Here is a 14,378-nt window from a genome sequence, read left to right on the forward strand (position 1 = left end):
CTCAGAAGAACAGCTTGCGCAGGCTCAGCCGCACCGTGCGGCCGAGCGGGTCGAGGTAATCGGGCTGGTAGCTGATCGGCGTCACGCCCGCCGCATCGCGAACGGTCTGGCGCGTGTTGAGGATGTTGTCGACCGACAGCGTCACGCGCGCGCCGCGCACCCAGGGATGCGCCTTGACCAGCTTCAGTTGCTGGCCGAGGTCCGCGAACAGCCGCAGATTGGCGGTGGCAAGGCCGGAGAAGCGCAGCGTCTGCGGATTGGCCGACGTCCCGCCGTTGACGCGGGTGCCGGTCGCGTAATCGGCGGACAGGCGCACGCCGATGCCGTTGTTCGAATAGCCGGCCTGCGCCTCGAACTCGTGCCGCGGCTGGCCACCGCTCGATCCGGTCGCATCGCCGTTGAGCAGGTCAAGCAGCGGCCCGCCGTTCGCGACGGTAACGCGCTCGGTGAGGTGCCACGTATGGTAAAGCGCGAACTGGATACGCCCACCGCCCTGACCGCCACGACCGCCGCCGCCGAAGCCGCGACCACCACCGCCACCGAAGCCGCGCCCGCCGCCGCCGCCCGGCGGTGGACCATCGGCACCAGGCGGCGGCGGCGGGGGCGCGCCATCGGCACCCGGCGGTGGTGGCGGCGGCGCCCCCTCCGCACCCGGTGACGGCGGAGCGCCGTCGGCGCTGGCCCGCGCGCCGCCGAACCGCCCGCCCCCGCCGGGAAAGCGCATGCCGGCAAAGGGGTTGGGCCCGGTACCCGCACGGAACGCCTCGAGCTCCTTCTGCACCTTCGACTTGATCGGCCTGGAGAAGTTGATCCCCCAGCGGAACTGCTCGCTCACCGCCCGCGCGAAATTGATCGGGCGCGCGTCGAGCCGGGTGAGATCGCCCGCCGCGTCGCGGGTGAAGCGATCGGGAAATGCCGCCTCGATCGCCGCGGTCGGCGACGGGAAGGACTGGATCGGGTTGCGCGTGTCCTGCTTGGTGTACGTGCCGATCAGCGTCAGGTCCTTGTCGCTCCACGGCTTGAGCGTCACGCCAAGCCGGGTGACGCGGCGGCTGCTCGACCGCAGGTCGGGATTGCCGCCGCTGATCGTCGTCACCGTCACCGTCTGGCCGCTGACATAATCGAAGACGCGCGCGTTGGGCGTCTCCACCGTCGGGTTGCCGAGCTGCGTCGCGGTCGGTGCGACATCCTGCTGGTTGATCGATCCGATCACCCGCAGGCTGTCGATCGGCCCCCAGTTCACGCCATAACCATAAGCGGTCAGCGTGCCGAAATCGGAAAGCTGGTTGATCGCGGCATTGCCGTTGACCGACAGGTTGCCGAGCCAGCCGAGCACGGCGCGCGAGCGGCTGGCGATCGGCACGTCGATGTTGACGCGACCGTTGACCGCGTCCCGCGACACGCTGCCGCTGCTGATCCGCTCGCCGAAGGAGGCGCTGGTGAAATCGCTGGTCTGCGCGCCGATCCGGATCGCGGTGGAGACGTCGCCCGCGGGCAGCGTGAACAGCGGACCGTTGGCGAGCGCTTCGAGGTCGCCGGTGTTCGACGTCGAGCGCGCGCGATTGTCGGGCGTGGTGACGCCGGTCTGCGTGTCGGTGCGGTTTTCCGCGCGGTCGTAGGCGCCGGTCACCGTCCAGAGCCAGCGCGGGCTCAGCCGGCCGTTGAGGCTGGTGCCGAGATGCGCGGTGATACCGTTGCTGCGCTGGGTCAGCGCGTCGCTGATCGGCTGGCCCGACGCATCGAGCTGCCGCCCGAATTGGCCGACGGTCTGCGTCGCGGTCAGCTCGCCGTTCAAGGTGGCGCTGACGTCGCCGATCGGCCGCGCATAGGTGGCGTTGGTGCCGAAGCTGCGGCTGAACGGCTGGAGCGTGCGGTACGGCCGCTGGTCGTAGCCGGGCGTCGCGCCTTCGGTCGTCGCGACGCTGATATCGCGTTCCGCTTCGGTCAGCGCCGAACTCTGCGTGTATTTGCTGTGGATGTTGAGCCGCGAGCCGTTGCGGATCGTCAGCAGGTCGAGGTCGCCCTGCGGACTGTTCGTGCCGCCCTCGGTCGGGGCCTTGTCGGCCAATTCGACCGTGGTCGACCTGAAGCGGCGGCGCAGCACGAAATTCACCACCTTCTGGTCGGCGGTATAGCCGTATTTGAGCGCCACCTCCTCGGGCAGGATGTCGACGCGCAGGATCGCCTCGGTCGGGATGTCGCGGATTTCCTGGAAGCCCGAGATGCGCTTGCCGTCGAGCAGCACCACCGGTGCGCCACCCGCGCCGCTGCGCGTCTGCGGTGCCAGTTCGGTGAGCAGGTCGGAGACGCTGCTGACGCCATAGCTGCGCACGTCGGCCGGGCTGAGTACCTGTTCGGCGGGAATGTCGCCGACCACCGAGCCGGGCGGCCGACGGCCGGTGACGACGATGTCGCTATCCTCCTCTTCGGTCTCCGTCGCCGGTGACGTCTGCGCGGCTGGCGTGGCCTCCGTTGCGGTCGGCGTGGTGGATTGCGCCGCCGGCGTCGCCGTCGCGGGGGCCTCCGCCGCGGTCGCCGCGGCCGGGGGCTGCGTCGCGGCGGCGGTCGGCGCAGGCGCCTGCTGCGCGGTCGCCAGCGCCGGCCAGCTCACCGCCATCATCATCACCACCGCGACACGCATACCGAATACCCTTTGAACACTCCGGGTGCTGCTAATCGGCAATTGTCGCATAATTGTGCCGGCCGGAGGATCGACCGTGGCTTATCTGCCGATATCCAGCGTCACGCTCTCGATCCGCCGCAGCATCGCGACGAATTGCGCGACCTCTTGCGGGTCGAAGGCGTCGAAGATACGGCTTTCGAGGTCGAGCGCCTTGGGCGCCACCACGGCATAAAGGTCGCGGCCGGCATCGGTGAGTTCGAGCAGGTGCGAGCGCCGATCCTCCGGATTATCGCGCCGCGCGAGCAGGCCGCGGCCGACCAATGCGATCGCGGCGCGGCTCACGGTCACCTTGTCCATCAGAGTCTTGGCGCCGATCGCCTGCTGGGTGATGCCGCCGGTCTCGGCGATGACCGCCACCAGCCGCCATTCGGGGATGGTCAGCCCGAACAGCGATTCATAGGCCCGTGCGATCGAGTCGCTGACCAGATTGGAGGTCACCGACAGTCGATAGGGAATGAAGTCGTCGAGGACGAGGCGGCGAACGGACGAGGCCATGCGGTTTCGTATCAGTTGACACCAGTTTGGCAATGCCGCAAAGATTTGGTAACAGACGATACCATTTCGGAGCTGCTGCCATGTCCGACCTTTCGGCCGATCAGATCGACGTCAACCCGATGGGGCTCGACGGCTTCGAATTCTGCGAATTCACTTTGCCCGATCCGGATGCGCTTGCCGCGCAGTTCGAGGCGCTGGGCTTCGTCGCCGCCGCGACACACCCTACCAAGGCGCTGACCCGCTACAAGCAGGGGCGCATCAACCTGCTGCTCAACCGCGAACCGACCGGCCACGCCGCCGACTTCCGTGCCGCGCATGGACCGTCGGCGAGCGCGATGGCGTTCCGTGTCGCGGATGCGCAGGCCGCGTACGACGCGGCGATCGCGCGCGGTGCCAAGCCGGCGCCGGCCGGCGCGGCGCTGGAGGGATTGCCCGCGCTGGAGGGGATCGGCGGCTCGCTGCTCTATCTCGTCGATCGCCATGGTGCGACGGGCAGCGTGTACGACGATTGGGATCAGGTTCCCGGCGCCGCCGAGGCGGAGGCGGCCAATTCCGTCGGCCTCGACGTGCTCGACCACCTCACCCACAACGTCCGCCGCGGCCAGATGCGGACGTGGTCGGCCTTCTACGGCCAGATCTTCGGCTTCGAGGAGCAGAAGTATTTCGACATCAAGGGCAAGGCGACGGGTCTGTTCAGCCAGGCGATGATCGCGCCCGATCGCGCGATCCGCATCCCGCTCAACGAGAGCCAGGACGACAAGAGCCAGATCGAGGAATTCATCCGCGATTACAACGGCGAGGGCATCCAGCATCTCGCGCTGACCACCGACGATATCTACGCGACGGTCGAGAAGCTGCGCGCCCGCGGCGTCAAGCTGCAGGACACGATCGAGACCTATTACGAGCTGGTCGACAAGCGCGTGCCGAATCATGGCGAGGATCTGGAACGGCTGCGCGCCAACCGCATTCTGATCGACGGCAACGTCGGCGAGGAGGGATTGCTGTTGCAGATCTTCACCGAGACGATGGTCGGGCCGATCTTCTTCGAGATCATCCAGCGCAAGGGCAATGAGGGCTTCGGCAACGGCAATTTCCAGGCGCTGTACGAGTCGATCGAGCTGGACCAGATCCGTCGCGGGGTGATCACCGTCGACGCATGAGTTTGCGGACGGGGTGGTGGAGCAGGAGAGGACGCTAAAACAATGACGGTCCACCACCCCGGGAGCGAGGCCGATTATATCCCCGGCTTCGGCAATCACGTTTCCACCGAGGCGGTCGCCAGCGCACTGCCGATAGGCCGCAACGCGCCGCAGCGGCCCGCCTTCGGCCTGTATGCCGAGCAGCTCAGCGGCACCGCCTTCACCGCGCCGCGGCACGAGAACCGCCGTTCGTGGCTCTACCGGATGCGGCCGACCGCCGAGCATCCGCCGTACGTGCGCTATGAGGGCGCGCAGCGGTTCGCCCCCGGCACCACCGATGCGCCGCTCGCCCCCAACCGGCTGCGCTGGGACCCGTGCCCCGATGCACCGGCGGGCACCGACCTGATCGACGGCATGACGACGATGCTTGCCAACCGCGATCCCGCCGATCTCGAAGGCGTGGCGCTCCACGTCTATGCCGCCAATGCCGACATGACCGCGCGCGTCTTCACCGATGCCGACGGCGAGTTGCTGTTCGTGCCGCAGGAGGGGCGGCTCGAACTGTTGACCGAGCTTGGCCGGATGATGGTCGCGCCCGGCCAGATCGCGCTGATCCCGCGCGGCGTGCGCTTCCGCGCGCTGCTGCCCGACGGCAGCGCCAAGGGTTATGTCTGTGAGAATCACGGCAGCCTGTTCCGGCTGCCCGACCTCGGCCCGATCGGCGCCAACGGCCTCGCCAACCCGCGCGATTTCGGGACGCCGGTCGCCTGGTTCGAGGATCGCGACGAACCGACCGAGGTGATCCAGAAGTTCATGGGTTCGCTGTGGACGACGACGCTCGACCACAGCCCGCTCGACGTGGTGGCGTGGCACGGCAATCTCGCGCCGTGGCGCTACGACCTCGCCCGGTTCAACACGATCAACACGGTGAGCTTCGACCATCCCGACCCCTCGATCTTCACGCTGCTGACCAGCCCGAGCGACGTGCCGGGCCGCGCCAACGCCGATTTCGTCATCTTCCCGCCGCGCTGGATGGTCGCCGAAGACACGTTCCGGCCGCCCTGGTTCCATCGCAACGTCATGTCCGAGGCGATGGGGCTGATCACCGGCGCCTATGACGCCAAGGCGCACGGCTTCGCGCCGGGCGGGATCAGCCTCCACAATCTGATGGCCGGGCACGGCCCCGATCTGGCGAGCTGGCAGGGCGCCTCCGCCGCCGAGCTCAAGCCGCACAAGATCGACGGCACGATGGCGTTCATGCTGGAGAGTTGCTGGCCCTACCGGCCGACCCGCCACGCGCTCGACCATGCCCAGCTCGATTACGACGCGGTATGGGCGGACTTCCCCAAGGCGGTGCTGCCGCAAAGCCCGGCGGCGTGATCCTTCACGGCTATTGGCGCTCGGGCGCCGCCTATCGGGTGCGGATCGCGCTGGCGCTGAAGGGGTTGGCCTATGAGCAGGTCAACCACGACCTGCGTACCGGCGGACAGGCCGACCCGGCCTATGCCGCGCTCAACCCGCAGCGGCTGGTGCCGGCGCTGGAGGTCGACGGCCTGGTCCTGACGCAGAGCGTCGCGATCCTCGAATGGCTCGACGAGCGCTTCCCGTCGCCGCCGCTGCTGCCCGGCGATGCCGACGGCCGGGCGATCGTCCGCGCGATGGTGGCGACGCTCGCCACCGACGTCCACCCGCTCCACAATCTGCGCACGCTGAAGGCGCTGCGGCAGGATTTCGACGCGTCGGAACCGCAGGTCAACGCGTGGATGGCGCATTGGATGACCGATGGCTTCGCGGCGATCGAGGCGCTGATCGCGCGCCACGGCGGCGATTTCGCTTATGGCGACGCGCCGACGCTCGCCGATTGCGTCACCGTGCCGGCGCTCTATTCGGCGGCCCGGTTCGGCGTGGATACCGGCCCCTTCCCCCGCCTCGTCGCCACGGCCTCGCGGACCGCGGCGCGCGCCGAAGCCGCCCACCCCGGCCGCCAGCCCGACGCCGACGCGTGAGCGAACGCCTGTCCGCCACCCCCGCCGGCGTCGCGCTGGCGCCGCTCGCCGAGATCGCCGACGGCAAGGCGCGCAATTTCGTGCTCCAGATGCGCGCCGGGCGCTTCCACGGCTTCGTCGTCCGCCGCGGCGACGGCGTCGTCGGCTATGTCGACCGCTGCCCGCATGCCGGCGTGCCGCTGGCGCAGACGCTGGACGATTATCTGACCCCCGCCGGCGATCTGATCGCGTGCAGCTGGCACGGCGCGCTGTTCACGCTCGACGAGGGGCTGTGCGTCGGCGGCCCGTGCCTCGGCCAGCGGCTCGGCGCGTGGCCGGTCGCGGTGGTCGACGGGGTCGTCACGACCGCCTGACAAATCGCCCGCCGCTGCTACACTCCGCCGCTGGCGCGGGGGTTGAGGAGGCACGGAGATGATCGGCGGGACACGCTGGAGCCTGGCGGGTTTGATCGGGGCGTCCGCCCTCGGCGCGGGCGGGATCGGCCTGTCGCTCTATTCCGAGCGGGTGGCACGCGCGGCGGAGCGGCTGGTGCCGCAGGACGGCCGCCACCTTCAGGTCGAGGGCGCCCGGCTCCATTACGTCGACCGCGGCAGCGGGCCGGCGATCGTCATGGTCCACGGCCTCGGCGGGCAATTGCGCAACTTCAGCTACGGCATGCTCGCGCCGCTCGCCGCCAACCATCGCGTCATCCTCGTCGACCGGCCGGGTTCGGGCTATTCGGTCGCCGACGACGGGGGCGAGCCCGGCATCGCCGCGCAGGCGGCGATCCTCGGCCGGTTCATCGATCTACTCGGCATCGAGCGGCCGCTGGTCGTCGGCCATTCGCTGGGCGGTGCGCTGGCGCTGTCGCTCGCCATCCAGCGGCCCGAGCTGGTCCGCGGCCTCGCGCTGATCGCCCCGCTCACCCAGCCGCAGGACGACGTGCCCGAGGCGTTCAAGGGACTGGCGGCGATCCCGCCGGGGGTGCGCCGGCTATTCGCGCAGACGATCGCGACGCCGCTCAGCCGGCTGACCGCCGAGCGGACGCTGGCGGCGGTGTTCGCGCCGGAGGCGCCGCCCGCCGACTTCGTCACCCGCGGCGGCGGCGCCTTGTCGCAGCGACCCGCCAATATCGCCGCCGCCGCCGCCGACCTCGCCGCCGCAGCACAGGAGATCGAGGGGATCGCGGCGCACTATCCGTCGCTGACGGTGCCGACCGCGATTCTGTTCGGCCGCGACGACGCGATCCTCGACCCGGTCCGCCATGGCGAGCGCACCGCGGCGATCATTCCGGGCGCGCGGATCGCGATCGTGCCGGGTGGCCATATGATCCCGATCACCGCGCCGGAGGCGACGGCCCGGTTCGTGCGCGAGGCCTCCGCCAATTGTGGCTGAATTGGGGCAGCGTGGACAAGATGGACACCTGAACGGAAACGATCGTGGATCATCGTTTCCGTTTTTGTGGCGATGTGTGGGGCTGGGCTGAACGCCATCGTTCGTACTCCCGCCAAGGTGAGGCGTTTTGTACAGTTCGCTTGGATGCTAATCCTTCCGTGTTCCTGCGGACGCAGGAACCCAGGGTCATGCAGAACGACAGCTGACGGCGTCCGGGACCCTGGGCTCCCGCCTTCGCGGGAGCACTGGAGGGGCTTGGGAAGGTCACGCGTTTGCAGAAGCCGGATGGGAAGCAGCCGTCGACCCAGCAGGCGATGCGACTCGACGGTGAGAAAGAGCCGGCGAAGCCTAGCATGCGCCGTCTCGTGTAGGACAGCGCCGACGCCGCCGCGGCATCACACCGGGGTCAGTTCCGCGGCGTAGCGCCGGGCGTTGGCGACATAAGTCGCGGCGGACAGGCGCAGGCGGGCGATCTCCGCCGCGGTCAGCGGGCGGACGAGGCGGGCGGGTGCGCCGACGATCAGCGATCCGTCGGGGAAGACCTTGCCCTCGGTGACCAGGGCGTTGGCACCGACGATCGAATCCGCGCCGATCACCGCGCGGTTGAGCAGCGTCGCGCCCATGCCGATCAGGCTGCGGTCGCCGACGCTGGCGCCGTGGACGATGGCGTGGTGGCCGACGGTAACCTCGCGACCGATCGTCGTCGGTACGCCGGGGTCGGCATGGATCATCGCGCCGTCCTGGATATTGCTCTCGTCGCCGACGGTGATCGGGTCGTTGTCGCCGCGCAGCACCGCGCCGAACCACACCGAGGCGCGGGCGCCGAGCACGACCCGGCCGATCACCTGCGCGCCCGGCGCGACATAGGCCGCCTCGCCCAGCTGCGGTGCGACGTCACCCAATGCGTAACAGGCCATCGATCGCCTCCCCGCCGCGGTCGGTGCGACACGGCTTGTGCCCGATGCGATAATGGCACATCATCGCCCGCGTCCAGTCCAGCAAGGCCGTGACAGCGGCCTCTGGTAGCGTTAGCAGTACGAGTCGTACGGGACGGATCGCCAAGGGTGGCGGCCGCCGGGCCGGACAGCGACGTAGCGGCTTGATTTCGGAATTGCGCGGGTTATGCCCTGCTGCGTCTACGGGAGCGACGAACACGATGGGTGCCGGGTTACGCGACGATTTCACTTTTTCGGGTTCGGACGCCGCTAGCAAGACGTTCGCCGGCCTGCCGGTGCCGCCGGTGATCGACGGACAGGATCCCGAGGCCGCCGCGCTTGCGTCGCTGGCGTCGAGTATCGCAGCCGCGCGCCGCAAGCTCGGCACGCATCTGGAAGCCTCGCTGTTCGCCAATCCGGGGCTCGACATCATGCTGTTCCTGTTCGCCGAGGGGATCAACGGCGCGACGGTGACGACCAACGCCTGCTGCGCCGCCGCCGGCGTGCCGCGCACCACCGCGCTGCGCTGGATCAAGCTGTTGCAGGATCGCGGACTGGTCGACGGCAGCGACGATGTCAGCGACCGCCGCGTGACGATGCTGGCGCTGAGCCCGCAGGGCCGCACGACGATCCGCACCTGGCTCGGCGAGATCGCCGCGCTGCCGCTGCGCGGGATCGAACAGCGGTAACCAGCGCGTGTAGCTGCCTCCGCGGTGATATCGGAGCAGCACAGTGTTCCTGCGAAAGCAGGAACCCAGGGCCAAGCAGAATAACGGCTGACGACGTTCGCGACTCCTGGGCTCCTGCGTTCGCAGGAGCACTGGTGGAGTGTCGCGGAACGTTCGCAGGAGCAGGGCGCCAGTTTGGGGGACGCTCGCTCTGGGTACCGGGTGGGCGCCCCGGATCGCGCCCTTATCCGGCGGTGACGATCGGGTAGCGGAGGCGGAGGTCGTCGGCGATGCGTTCGATCGTGTCGTTCTCGCCGGCCGCGCCGGTCGGCGTCACCGACCAGTTGCAATGCGGATGCGTCGCCGGGTCGTAGAGGCGGATCTCGCCGAGCACCAGGCGCCAGCGGCGACGGTTGCCGCCGGCCAGCTTCACCAGCGTCGAGAGGAACAGGTCGTGGAGCATGGCGCTGGTCATGCCGCCCGCCCTAGCCGGCTGCGCCGGCGAGGAAAAGCGCCGGGGCAAGGTGCGGCAGCGCCACCACCAAGCACGGCTTTGTTGCGTTGCCGCAACGGGCGTCGCAGGGAGGGCGTATGGCGCATTCCTCCGACGCGCGCGCGGGCCTGTTCTACGGCATCGGCGCCTATACCCTGTGGGGGCTGCTGCCCCTGTATCTGCATCTGCTGACCGCGGTGCCGCCGGCGCAGGTGCTGGCCAACCGCATCCTGTGGTCGCTGCTGCTGCTGCTCGCGATCGTCGCGGCGACGCGGCGGCTGCGGCCGCTGGTCGCGGCGGCGCGCGGGCGGGTGCTGGCGATGCTCGTGGCGAGCGCGGCGCTGATCGGGATCAACTGGTTCGTCTATATCTGGTCGGTGACCAACGCGCATCTGGTCGAGGCGAGCCTCGGCTATTTCATCAACCCGCTGCTCAACGTCGCGCTCGGCATGCTGCTGCTCGGCGAGCGGCTCAACCGGTTGCAGGTGGCGGCGGTGGGCGTGGCGGCGCTGGGCGTCGCGATCTTCGCCGCGGGCGGCGGCGGGGCCTTGTGGGTGTCGCTGGTGCTGGCGCTGAGCTTCGGCTTCTACGGGCTGATCCGCAAGGTGGCGGCGATCGACGCGCTCGGCGGGCTGACGATGGAGACGCTGATCCTCGCGCCGTTCGCGCTCGTCGTGCTGGTGCAGGCGAACCAGGGCGGCACGGCGGCGTTCGGGCACGACCGGACGCTCGACCTGCTGCTGGTGCTCGCCGGGCCGGTGACCGCGGCGCCGCTGCTGCTGTTCGCCGCGGGCGCGCGGCGGCTGCGCTATACGACCGTCGGGCTGCTCCAGTTCATCGCGCCGACGTTGCAGTTCCTGCTGGCGGTGCTGGTCTATCGCGAGCCGGTCCGCGCGACGCAGCTCGCCACCTTCGCGCTGATCTGGCTCGGCTGCGGCCTCTATGCGTGGAGCAGCATCCGTGCGGCGCGGGCGCTGCCCGCCTAGCGGCGGACGTCGAGGCCGCCGGCGAGATAGGCGTCGATATCGGCCTGGCGGAACAGCGCGGCGTCGCCGGGCAGCGAATGTTTGAGCGCGGTGAGCGCGAGGCCGGTCGCCGCCGCGGCACCGATGTCGCCGCCGCGGCGCAGCGCGTGCAGCACGCCGCTGGCGAAGGCGTCGCCGCCGCCGATCCGGTCGACGATGCCGGCGAGCGTCACCTCCCCGGTCTGGGCGTGGCCGTCGCGGGTGTCGACGCGCGCCGAGATGCGGTGGAGGTCGACGTTCTCGACATGGCGCGCGGTCGAGGCGATCGTGCGCAATTTGGGGAAAGCGGCGAAGGCGGCCTCGGCGGCGTCGCGGCGGCGATCCTCGCCGTCATGGCCGGCGAAGTCGCGGTCGAGCAGCAGCGCGATGTCGCGGTGATTGCCGAAGAGGAGGTCGGCGTGCTCGACCAGTTGCGTCAGGATGGCGCGGGGATCGCCGTCCCAGCGCTCCCACAATTTGGCGCGGTAATTGCCGTCGAACGAGATCGGGATGCCGCGCGCGGCGGCGGCGCGGACGGCGGCGATCGCGCTCTCCGCCGGCACCGGGCCGAGCGCCGGGGTGATGCCGGAGAGGTGGAACCAGTCGACGCCGTCGAGCAGCGCGTCCCAGTCCCACGCCGACACCGGCGCCGCCGCGAAGCTGGAATAAGCGCGGTCGTAGATCACCTCGGTGGCGCGCAGGCCGGCGCCCGAGGTGACGAAATAGAGGCCCATCCGCTCGCCGGCGCGCGCGATCCGGCGAGTGTCGACGCCGTGACCGCGCAGCGTCGCGATCGCCGAGCGGCCGAGGTCGTTGTCGGGGACGATGCTGGCGAGCGCGACGTCATGGTCGAGCCGGGCGAGCGCGGTGGCGACGTTCGCCTCGGCGCCGGCGACCCAGACGTCGAACTTGGGCGTCTGCAACAGCAATTCGCGGCCCGGGGGCGACAGGCGCAGCATGGTCTCGCCGAATGCCAGGAATGTCATGCGCGCCTCCTCAGCGATCGATGCGATAGGCGCGACGGACGAGGCCGCTGGTCAGCTCCTGCGCCAGCTCCGCCGCCTCCCAGTCGGCGAGGCGATGCTCGGCGACGAGGCGGGCGAGGAAGCCGCAGTCGATCCGCCGCGCGACGTCGTGCCGCGCCGGGATCGACAGGAAGGCGCGGGTGTCGTCATTAAAGCCGACGGTGTTGTAGAAGCCCGCGGTCTCGGTGGTCATCTCGCGGAAGCGGCGCATGCCTTCCGGACTGTCGTGGAACCACCAGGCGGGGCCGAGCTTGAGGCAGGGATAATGGCCGGCGAGCGGCGCCAGTTCGCGGGCGTAGACGCTCTCGTCGAGCGTGAAGAGGATGATCGACAGGTCGGTCGAAGTGCCGAACCGGTCGAGCAGCGGCTTGAGCGCGTGGACGTAATCGGTGCGGCCGGGAATGTCGGCGCCCTTGTCGCGGCCGTGGCTGGCGAACAGGCCGGCATTGTGGTTGCGGACGCTGCCGGGATGGATCTGCATCACCATGCCGTCCTCGACGCTCATTCCCGCCATTTCGGTGAGCATCTGCGCGCGGAACAGCTCGGCGTCGGCGGGGGTCCAGTCGCCGCCGGTGATGCGCGCGAACAGCGCCTCGCATTCCGCGCCGGAGAGGTTGGCGGTGGCGGCGGTGGGGTGGCCGTGATCGGTGGCGGTGGCACCGGCGGCGCGGAAGTCGGCGCGGCGCTTGCGGTGCGCAGCGAGATAGCCCTGCCAGCTGTAGACGTCCTCGCCGGTCAGTTCGCCGAAGCGGCGCAGCGCACCGGCGAATTGCTCGTGCTCGACGTCGATGACGCCGTCGGGGCGGTAGGTGGTGACGACGCGGCCGGTCCAGCCGCTCGCGCGGATGCGGTGGTGCGCGTCGAGGCTGTCGTGCGCGCCCTCGGTGGTGGCGAGGAAGTCGATGCGGAACCGGTCGAACAGCGCGCGCGGGCGGAAGGCGTCGGTCGCCAGTCTCTCGGCGATCGCGTCGTAATAGAGATCGGCGGTGGCGGGTTCGAACGCGACGGTCATGCCGAACACGTCGGCGAAGACGTGGTCGAGCCACATTCGCGACGGCGTGCCGCGGAACAGATGATAATGATCGGCGAGCAGCCGCCACGCGGCGCGGCGGTCGGCGGTCGCCGTGCCGTCGGCACGCGGGATCGCCAGCGCGTCGAGATCGATGCCCTGGCTGTAGAGCATGCGGAACAGATAATGGTCGGGGGCGAGCAGCAGCGTCGTCGCATCGGTCCATGGCCGGTCGTCGGCGAACCAGATCGGGTCGGTATGGCCGTGCGGGCTGACGATCGGCAGATCGGCGATTTCCGCATAGAGCGTGCGCGCGATGCCGCGCGTCGTCGGGTCGGCGGGGAAGAGCCGGTCGGGGTGCAATTCCAGGCTGCGGGTCATGCGCTGTCCTCTCGCGTTGCGCGGGTGGTAACCGGTGTCAGGATGGGGTGCAACCGTGGTTTGGGTGAGGGCTCGGCCGTCCTCCCCTCCGTCAGCGCTGTGCGCTGCCACCTCCCCCTGGCGGGGGAGGAATGGAAGGTGGCGCGGCGACCGAGGCGCGGTGGATGAGCGTCGAGGGGAAATGCGCCGGCTGCTCGTCGTCCCCGGCGATCAGCTTGCGGGCGGCGGCGTGCGCCATCGCGGTGCTCGGCCAGCGCACGGTGGTCAGCGGCGGCCAGAGGTGGGCGGCGATCGGGGTGTCGTCGAAGCCGATGATCGACAGATCGTCGGGGACGACGAGGCCGCGGCGGCGCGCGGCGTGGACGACGCCGGCGGCCATCTCGTCGTTGGCGGCGAAGATCGCGGTGGGCCGTGGCACCGCGTCGAGCAGGCGTTCGGCCGCCGCCAGCCCCGATTCGAACGTATAATGGCCCGCGGCGACGAGATCGTCGGGCAGATCGAGGCCCGCGGCGGCGAGCGCGGCGTCGAAGCCGGCGCGGCGTTCGTGCGCCGAGCGGAACCCCGCGGGGCCGCCGACGAAACCGATGCGGCGGTGACCGCGCGCGACCAGATGGGCGGCGGCCTCGTGCACCGCGGCGCGATCGTCGGAGGCGACCATCTGCGCGGGTGCGTCGAGCATCGCCGAGCCCATCCGCACGTAGCGGCAGCCGATCGCCGCGCAGAGCCGGGCGACGCCGTCGTCCTCGCTGATCGGCGGCATCAGCAGTACCCCGAACAGGCGCTGGCGTTCGAGGAAATGGCGCAGATCGTCGAGCATCGTCGGCGAGGCGCGATCGACCGGACGGACGACCAGTTCGAATTCGGTGCCGCGCAGCCCGGCGAGCAGGCCGTGCTGGACGTTCATCACCGTCTGCGCATTGGGATTGTCGTGGACGAGGCCGATCAGGAAGTTGCGGCGCAGCGCCAGCGCACGCGCCTGCGGATTTGGGATATAGCCGAGGTCGCCGATCACTTGCTCGACCCGCGCGCGGGTCTCGGCGTGGAGCAGCGGCGAGCGGTTGATGACGCGGCTCACCGTCTTCTTCGATACGCCGGCGATCCGGGCCACGTCGTTGATCGTCGGCTGGCCTGAGATGCGCATGACGACGACGATAGCCGCCCACCCG

General features: G+C 70.0%; 14 protein-coding genes. 7 read left to right on the top strand and 7 right to left on the bottom strand.

From position 1 onward, the window contains the following. Nucleotide 1 precedes the first annotated feature (1 nt). Together AC07U4_RS08120 and AC07U4_RS08125 are read right to left on the bottom strand one after the other, a co-directional pair. Nucleotides 2-2,641 (bottom strand): TonB-dependent receptor, encoded by a 2,640-nt coding sequence (locus AC07U4_RS08120; protein ID WP_495195071.1) that lies wholly within the window; start codon nt 2,639-2,641, stop codon nt 2-4. 81 nt (nt 2,642-2,722) lie between these two features. Next, complete coding sequence (locus tag AC07U4_RS08125) at nt 2,723-3,178, bottom strand: MarR family winged helix-turn-helix transcriptional regulator (RefSeq protein WP_038664971.1); 456 nt, start codon at nt 3,176-3,178, stop codon at nt 2,723-2,725. A gap of 80 nt (nt 3,179-3,258) precedes the next feature. On the opposite strand from AC07U4_RS08125, the gene hppD reads away from it, so the two are divergent. The 5 genes from hppD to AC07U4_RS08150 are packed head-to-tail and all read left to right on the top strand — an operon-like array spanning nt 3,259 to nt 7,697. After that, on the top strand, nt 3,259-4,338 hold the full coding sequence (gene hppD, locus AC07U4_RS08130; RefSeq protein ID WP_495195072.1) for a 4-hydroxyphenylpyruvate dioxygenase: 1,080 nt from the start codon (nt 3,259-3,261) through the stop codon (nt 4,336-4,338). Between the two features lie 42 nt (nt 4,339-4,380). Next, nucleotides 4,381-5,697 carry a homogentisate 1,2-dioxygenase gene (gene hmgA, locus AC07U4_RS08135; RefSeq protein ID WP_495195073.1) on the top strand — a complete coding sequence of 439 codons (1,317 nt, stop codon included), beginning with the start codon at nt 4,381-4,383 and terminating at the stop codon, nt 5,695-5,697. Then, nucleotides 5,694-6,323: a maleylacetoacetate isomerase gene (gene maiA, locus AC07U4_RS08140; protein ID WP_495195074.1), complete on the top strand. Its 630-nt coding sequence runs from the start codon at nt 5,694-5,696 to the stop codon at nt 6,321-6,323. Before hmgA ends, maiA begins: the two co-directional genes overlap by 4 nt. Beyond that, entirely contained in the window at nt 6,320-6,676 is a 357-nt protein-coding gene (locus AC07U4_RS08145; protein ID WP_495179727.1) for a Rieske (2Fe-2S) protein, read from the top strand. Before maiA ends, AC07U4_RS08145 begins: the two co-directional genes overlap by 4 nt. Nucleotides 6,677-6,734: 58 nt before the next feature. Then, complete coding sequence (locus tag AC07U4_RS08150) at nt 6,735-7,697, top strand: alpha/beta fold hydrolase (protein ID WP_495195075.1); 963 nt, start codon at nt 6,735-6,737, stop codon at nt 7,695-7,697. A gap of 395 nt (nt 7,698-8,092) precedes the next feature. Here the strand turns inward: AC07U4_RS08150 and AC07U4_RS08155 are convergent, their stop codons facing one another. Further along, a complete protein-coding gene (locus AC07U4_RS08155) occupies nt 8,093-8,614 on the bottom strand; it encodes a gamma carbonic anhydrase family protein (RefSeq protein WP_495195076.1) in 522 nt (173 codons plus the stop codon). Between the two features lie 239 nt (nt 8,615-8,853). Here AC07U4_RS08155 and AC07U4_RS08160 point away from each other — a divergent pair, with 239 nt between their 5' ends. Beyond that, nucleotides 8,854-9,321 carry a helix-turn-helix domain-containing protein gene (locus AC07U4_RS08160; RefSeq protein ID WP_245640743.1) on the top strand — a complete coding sequence of 156 codons (468 nt, stop codon included), beginning with the start codon at nt 8,854-8,856 and terminating at the stop codon, nt 9,319-9,321. A gap of 223 nt (nt 9,322-9,544) precedes the next feature. Here AC07U4_RS08160 and AC07U4_RS08165 read toward each other — a convergent pair whose 3' ends face one another. Further along, nucleotides 9,545-9,775 (bottom strand): hypothetical protein, encoded by a 231-nt coding sequence (locus tag AC07U4_RS08165; RefSeq protein ID WP_038664949.1) that lies wholly within the window; start codon nt 9,773-9,775, stop codon nt 9,545-9,547. Nucleotides 9,776-9,891: 116 nt separating this feature from the next. Here AC07U4_RS08165 and rarD point away from each other — a divergent pair, with 116 nt between their 5' ends. Continuing rightward, nucleotides 9,892-10,779, top strand: coding sequence for an EamA family transporter RarD (gene rarD, locus AC07U4_RS08170; protein WP_038664946.1), 888 nt, complete (start codon nt 9,892-9,894; stop codon nt 10,777-10,779). On the opposite strand, the gene AC07U4_RS08175 is transcribed toward rarD, so the two are convergent. The 3 genes from AC07U4_RS08175 to AC07U4_RS08185 form a co-directional block, all read right to left on the bottom strand. Further along, complete coding sequence (locus tag AC07U4_RS08175) at nt 10,776-11,783, bottom strand: PfkB family carbohydrate kinase (protein ID WP_495195077.1); 1,008 nt, start codon at nt 11,781-11,783, stop codon at nt 10,776-10,778. The two genes, rarD and AC07U4_RS08175, sit on opposite strands and share 4 nt — an antisense overlap. Before the next feature lie 10 nt (nt 11,784-11,793). After that, nucleotides 11,794-13,212, bottom strand: a complete 1,419-nt coding sequence (gene uxaC / locus AC07U4_RS08180; RefSeq protein ID WP_495195078.1) for a glucuronate isomerase — start codon at nt 13,210-13,212, stop codon at nt 11,794-11,796. Between the two features lie 91 nt (nt 13,213-13,303). Next, nucleotides 13,304-14,353, bottom strand: a complete 1,050-nt coding sequence (locus AC07U4_RS08185) for a LacI family DNA-binding transcriptional regulator (protein ID WP_495195079.1) — start codon at nt 14,351-14,353, stop codon at nt 13,304-13,306. Nucleotides 14,354-14,378: the final 25 nt, after the last annotated feature.

It is taken from the genome of Sphingomonas sp. GW821-FHT02B09 (assembly GCF_059421875.1).

Excerpts from the sequence above, each read along its gene's own strand:
- AC07U4_RS08185 (WP_495195079.1), bottom strand. The coding sequence starts at position 14,353 with ATGCGCATCTCAGGCCAGCCGACGATCAACGACGTGGCCCGGATCGCC.
- AC07U4_RS08120 (WP_495195071.1), bottom strand. The coding sequence starts at position 2,641 with ATGCGTGTCGCGGTGGTGATGATGATGGCGGTGAGCTGGCCGGCGCTG.
- AC07U4_RS08155 (WP_495195076.1), bottom strand. The coding sequence starts at position 8,614 with ATGGCCTGTTACGCATTGGGTGACGTCGCACCGCAGCTGGGCGAGGCG.
- AC07U4_RS08165 (WP_038664949.1), bottom strand. The coding sequence starts at position 9,775 with ATGACCAGCGCCATGCTCCACGACCTGTTCCTCTCGACGCTGGTGAAG.
- AC07U4_RS08150 (WP_495195075.1), top strand. The coding sequence starts at position 6,735 with ATGATCGGCGGGACACGCTGGAGCCTGGCGGGTTTGATCGGGGCGTCC.
- AC07U4_RS08175 (WP_495195077.1), bottom strand. The coding sequence starts at position 11,783 with ATGACATTCCTGGCATTCGGCGAGACCATGCTGCGCCTGTCGCCCCCG.
- AC07U4_RS08125 (WP_038664971.1), bottom strand. The coding sequence starts at position 3,178 with ATGGCCTCGTCCGTTCGCCGCCTCGTCCTCGACGACTTCATTCCCTAT.
- hmgA (WP_495195073.1), top strand. The coding sequence starts at position 4,381 with ATGACGGTCCACCACCCCGGGAGCGAGGCCGATTATATCCCCGGCTTC.
- AC07U4_RS08160 (WP_245640743.1), top strand. The coding sequence starts at position 8,854 with ATGGGTGCCGGGTTACGCGACGATTTCACTTTTTCGGGTTCGGACGCC.
- uxaC (WP_495195078.1), bottom strand. The coding sequence starts at position 13,212 with ATGACCCGCAGCCTGGAATTGCACCCCGACCGGCTCTTCCCCGCCGAC.
- rarD (WP_038664946.1), top strand. The coding sequence starts at position 9,892 with ATGGCGCATTCCTCCGACGCGCGCGCGGGCCTGTTCTACGGCATCGGC.
- hppD (WP_495195072.1), top strand. The coding sequence starts at position 3,259 with ATGTCCGACCTTTCGGCCGATCAGATCGACGTCAACCCGATGGGGCTC.